This is a genomic window from Kitasatospora sp. NPDC059817 (genome assembly GCF_042731835.1).
Taxonomy (GTDB): domain Bacteria; phylum Actinomycetota; class Actinomycetes; order Streptomycetales; family Streptomycetaceae; genus Kitasatospora.
This window is the reverse complement of sequence record NZ_JBHWIR010000041.1, coordinates 46073-48602: the sequence shown is the minus strand read 5'-3', so window position 1 is coordinate 48602 and position 2530 is coordinate 46073. Positions and strand designations below refer to the sequence as shown.

The window sequence follows — 2530 nt, the reverse complement described above, 5'->3', positions numbered from 1 at the left end:
GCGGCGTGGCGCGCCGCTGCGGACGCTCCCGCGCTCCCGCCGGGGGTGTCGCTGGGGCGCGCGGGGGGGCGCGCCCCCCCCCCCCCCCGGGCCTGGGGGTGCCCTACGGCTTCGCGAGGTCGTCGGCCGGCCTCGGCGCCGGTATCGGTTCGGTCGCCCGGTACCGGGGCGAGGTCGGGTCGGACAGCGCGGACGGCGGCGCCGGCTCGGTCGCGGGGGAGATCACCACCCCGGTGGCCGGGGCCGCCGTCGCCGCGGCGGCCACCGGCGCGGCCTCCTCCTTGACCTTGATCCCGGCCTGGTCGAAGGCCGTCTTCAGGCGCTGGCGCAGCGCCCGGGACACGGCCGGCGCCTTGCCCGGCGCGGTCCGCGCCTCGATCCGCACCATCACCGAGTCCGCCGCGACCGACTCCACGCCCAGGATCGACACCGGTGCCCAGACCAGCTCGTCGTACGGCGACTCCTTGGACAGCGCCTCGGCCGTCTCCTGGATCAGGTCCTCGACCCGCAGCAGGTCCTCCTTGTACCCGACCTGCACGTCCACCGAGGCGGTCGACCAGCCCTGGCTCATGTTGGCGATCCGCTTCACCTCGCCGTTGCGGATGTACCAGATCTCGCCGTTGGCCCCGCGCAGCTTGGTCACCCGCAGGCCGACCTCCAGCACCGTGCCGGCGGCCACCCCGGTGTCGATCTCGTCGCCGACGCCGTACTGGTCCTCCATGATCATGAAGACCCCGGAGAGGAAGTCCGTCACCAGGTTGCGGGCGCCGAAACCGATCGCCACACCGGCCACACCGGCGCTGGCCAGCAGCGGCGCCAGGTTCACGCCCAGCGCGGACAGCACCATCAGCGCGGCCGTGCCCAGGATGGAGAACGACGCCACGCTGCGCAGCACCGAGCCGATCGCCTCCGACCGCTGCTGGCGCCGCTCCGGGTTCACCACCCCGGTGTTGGCCAGCAGCCCGCCGAGCCGGCTCTCCTCGTGGTGGTCGTGCGAGCGCGCCATCCGCGTGATCAGCTGGGTGATCAGCTTGCGCACCACGGCGCGCAGCACCAGTGCCAGCAGCACGATGAAGACGATCCGCACCCCGCCGGCCAGCCAGCCCTGCCAGTGCGTGTCGAACCAGCTGGCGGCCTGCTTGGTGGTGTCGCTGACCTCCTGCGCGCTGGTCGGGATTCTCAGGTCCAGCTGCGGCAGCTGCGGCGCGGTCGGGCTGGGCGCCGGTGTCGGAGTGGAGAGCGTCGAGGACGCGTCGGCGATACCGGTGGCGCCGGAGCGGAACACGTGCGGGCCTTCCTGCAAGGGGGCGTGGCGGGCCCGCGCCGCGGCACGCGGCCCGCGGACCGTCCGCCTCAGCCTAACCGGCGCCGAACACCGGACCGGACACGCCGAAGGGCGTACGGAGCAACGCGAACGCCCCGTCAGCACACCGGTGCGCTCCCCCGGACGACGGGGTCGGCCGCTGCTCCGACCGGCCGAGCGCTCCCCCGGGAGGGCCACGGGCGGCACCCCGAGGGCACCCGGGTGCAACCCGACCTTCCCCAGGGCATACCGGCTATGACAGAAGCCACACCCGAAGTTCACACCAGGTCCGTTACACAGGAGTGGTGGCGCCGTACAAAGGCGTAAGGCGACACTGGGGGAGATCGCGCACCAGTTGTGCGATCCAACCGCTCGTCCCGGCGCGAGCCACGCGCCGCAGGCGTCCAAGGAGGCATCCGTGCCGCATGTCCTGGTCCTCAACGCGTCCTACGAGCCACTCGGCGTCGTATCGATGCGCCGCGCACTCATCCTGGTCCTCAACCACAAGGCGGTCAGCCTGGAGGACTCGGAAGTCACTCTGCACAGCGCCACCAGCGCCCTTCCGGCGCCGTCCGTCGTCCGCCTGACCCGCTTCGTCCGGGTCCCGTTCTGCGGGCCCGTCCCGCTCACCCGCCGGGCGCTGTTCGCCCGTGACCACGGCCGCTGCGTCTACTGCGGGGCCGCCGCCACCAGCGTCGACCACGTCATCCCGCGCAGCCGGGGCGGCCAGCACCGGTGGGACAACGTGGTGGCGGCCTGCCGCCGCTGCAACCACACCAAGGCCGACCGCCACCTCACCGAACTCGGCTGGCGGATGAAGCGCCCACCGGCCCCGCCCAGCGGCCTCGCCTGGCGGATCATCGGCACCGGCATCAAGGACCCGCGCTGGCGCCCCTACCTGGAGCCGTACGGCGGCTCCGACCAGTTGCGCGCCCCGCAGTGGGGCGAGTACGAGCACCTCGACCATACCGAGCAGGGCCTCCCCGTCCCGCTCGGCCGGGCGCACTCGGCCCACTCCGCCCCCGTCCGCCGCGGTGAGCAGCCCGAACCGCTCTCCGCCTGACCCCGCTCCACAAGGGCCAGCCCGTCATATCGTCGGTACGCCTCATGGGCCGCCGCGCCCCCCCCCCCCGGGGCCGGGCGGCCCCCCCCGGGGGGGGGGCGGGGGGGCGGGGCGGGGGGGGGGGCGGGGGCGGGGCGCCCCCCGCGGCGCCCCGCGGGGGGCGC

At 74.7% G+C, this 2530-nt stretch carries 2 protein-coding genes; one reads left to right on the top strand and one right to left on the bottom strand.

The genetic code is table 11. From position 1 onward, the window contains the following. Positions 1 to 103: 103 nt before the first annotated feature. Positions 104 to 1285: a mechanosensitive ion channel family protein gene (locus tag ACFV61_RS12010; protein ID WP_380491391.1), complete on the bottom strand. Its 1182-nt coding sequence runs from the start codon at positions 1283 to 1285 to the stop codon at positions 104 to 106. Between the two features lie 436 nt (positions 1286 to 1721). Here ACFV61_RS12010 and ACFV61_RS12005 point away from each other — a divergent pair, with 436 nt between their 5' ends. Next, on the top strand, positions 1722 to 2366 hold the full coding sequence (locus tag ACFV61_RS12005; RefSeq protein ID WP_063349454.1) for an HNH endonuclease: 645 nt from the start codon (positions 1722 to 1724) through the stop codon (positions 2364 to 2366). Positions 2367 to 2530: the final 164 nt, after the last annotated feature.